Annotated in this window: 2 protein-coding genes and 2 pseudogenes; all 4 read left to right on the top strand. The window is 42.7% G+C overall.

The features are described 5' to 3' along the window. A pseudogene (locus Q0256_RS10780) lies at positions 1-835 on the top strand (NAD(P)/FAD-dependent oxidoreductase); the annotation flags it as partial. Positions 836-845: 10 nt separating this feature from the next. After that, the gene (locus Q0256_RS10785; protein WP_021091464.1) at positions 846-1,007 is read left to right on the top strand and encodes a DUF2892 domain-containing protein; all 162 of its coding nucleotides are present in this window, start codon (positions 846-848) and stop codon (positions 1,005-1,007) included. 4 nt (positions 1,008-1,011) lie between these two features. Further along, positions 1,012-1,194: a DUF2892 domain-containing protein gene (locus Q0256_RS10790; protein WP_084042061.1), complete on the top strand. Its 183-nt coding sequence runs from the start codon at positions 1,012-1,014 to the stop codon at positions 1,192-1,194. A 123-nt stretch (positions 1,195-1,317) separates the two neighbouring features. After that, positions 1,318-1,629, top strand: a pseudogene (locus tag Q0256_RS10795) (3-isopropylmalate dehydratase); the annotation flags it as partial.

Below are 1,629 nucleotides of genomic sequence, written 5' to 3' on the forward strand. Positions count from 1 at the left end.
ACAAGGCGCCGTAAAAAGCAACGAGCTGATGAAAAAATTCTCTCAAAACGGCGGCGCGGCGGTATTTTGCGATCAAAAAACCCCGATGAAATGCAGCGGCGCTAATAAAAAAGTAACATGCATGAGCGAAGATAGGCTGAGGTTGGCCGGCAACCGCGATAAAGGCAGCGTTAATCTTTATGTCGGCGGCGGCAAGCTTTTCGGCGATCCGACTTATGCCGCGGCAATGACTCAAATAATGATAAAAAGAAAGATAAAATTTAATCTTCGCCACCAAATCGTAGCCGTCGATAAAAGCTCAAATACCGCTACTTTCGAGTTTTGGACGGCGTATAGGCAAAACGGCGAAGATAAAATCGCGTCCGAGCTAATCGACGTAAAATACGACTGGCTTCACCTGCCGCCTAAGCAAAAAGGAAGCGAAATTTTAGCTCGCGCCGGCCTAACCAAAGAGGGCGATAAGCTAAATTTTCTAGCCGTCGATAAATACAGCTTGCAAAGTACAAAATTTAAAAATATATTCGGTATCGGCGATATTTGCGGATTTGCGTCCGGCAAAACGGGGGCTAGCGTTAGGAAAATGTATCCGATCTTAGCTAAAAATTTAGCCGATACGATAAAAGGACGAGAACCTAGCGAGAAATTTACAGGATATACGGCTTGCCCTTTTATTACCAAATACGGCAAGGCCATAATGGTAGAGTTTGACTGGGAGGGAACGGCTCCGACGTTAGAGTGCTTCGGCGCTACCAGGGAGAGCTATATGAGTTGGCTGGTTAAAATTTACGGATTTAAACCTATGGTTATGAACGGAATGCTAAAAGCTTTGGCTTAAAGGAGATAAAATGAGCGTTTTAGATAAAACTATACGTTTGATTATAGCGGCGATTTGGTTTTTTATTTTCGGATTTATTTGCGACTGCTGGTTGTGGACGGTCGGGCTAATTCCGCTTTTAACGGGATATTACGGCTACTGCCCGCTTTATAAAATTTTTAAGAAAAGGTAAAAAAATGGTAAGCGTGAAAAGTAGAATTATTAGGGTCGTACTAGGGCTAGTTTTTATGGTGGCAGTTTGGTATTTTTACGAGAGCTACTGGGCGTTAATCGGGTTAATCCCGATTATCGTTGGCGTTACGGGTTTTTGCCCGGCGTGTAAATTCCTGGGCAGGTGTTCTTTAAATTTAAAAAAATAAAAGGGGCGTTTAGCGCCCTTTGCCTTGCCATTTAGCCGTTTAGGCCGCAAATTTTATTCGCCGTTTGATGAATTATTTAGCTACTTTTGGCTAAAATCTCGAAAATTTAAAAAAGGCGAAACGATGAATAAAGTTTGGAAATTCGGCGACAATATCGATACCGATATAATTATCGCCGCCAGATACTTAAATACTTCCGACGAAAATATCTTAGCAAAACATATAATGGAGGATGCCGATCCTAATTTTAGCGTCAAGATAGATAAGGGCGACATTATCGTAGCGGGAGAAAATTTCGGCTGCGGCAGCTCTCGCGAGCACGCTCCTATCGCGCTTAAAGCTGCCGGTATAGGCGCGGTGATAGCTAAAAGCTATGCGAGAATTTTTTATAGAAATAGCTTTAACACAGGGCTTTTGATACTTGAGATAAAAGAG

Source organism: uncultured Campylobacter sp., from assembly GCF_937949835.1.
Taxonomy (GTDB): Bacteria; Campylobacterota; Campylobacteria; order Campylobacterales; family Campylobacteraceae; genus Campylobacter_B.

What these genes read in the sequence shown, in the direction of transcription:
- Q0256_RS10790 (WP_084042061.1), top strand. Translation starts at nt 1,012, where the DNA reads ATGGTAAGCGTGAAAAGTAGAATTATTAGGGTCGTACTAGGGCTAGTT.
- Q0256_RS10785 (WP_021091464.1), top strand. Translation starts at nt 846, where the DNA reads ATGAGCGTTTTAGATAAAACTATACGTTTGATTATAGCGGCGATTTGG.